Genomic DNA, 258 nt, shown 5'->3' with positions numbered 1-258 from the left:
AGGAGGGGGGGGCTGACAAGGGGTCCGGGGCAATAACGAACAGTCCATGCTGCACCAGCCGCGCAAGCAGCGTCTGCAGCAAGGAAAGATCGTCGGGGGTGGGATTGAGGTGGTCGAGTACGGTCATTAGCGACTGTTCGCGAACCACCAGACGAAGGAACTCGGCCTCGAGCGGGGCCAGGCACAGGTGCAAAATTTCGTCGTCGGGGGCGCGTCCGATCAGGGCGTCGCAGACCAGGCTGCGCACTGCGGGCGGGG

Annotated in this window: 1 protein-coding gene; it reads right to left on the bottom strand. The window is 65.1% G+C overall.

Features of this window, described 5'->3' with window-relative positions; translation table 11 throughout:
• On the bottom strand, positions 1-258 hold a 258-nt coding region (locus tag ABAC460_RS50315; protein WP_035426720.1), incomplete at both ends, for a hypothetical protein.

Source organism: Asticcacaulis sp. AC460 (assembly GCF_000495795.1).
Lineage (GTDB): Bacteria > Pseudomonadota > Alphaproteobacteria > Caulobacterales > Caulobacteraceae > Asticcacaulis.
The sequence above is the reverse complement of the archived record's forward strand: the minus strand, read 5'-3'. Positions and strand labels throughout refer to the sequence as shown.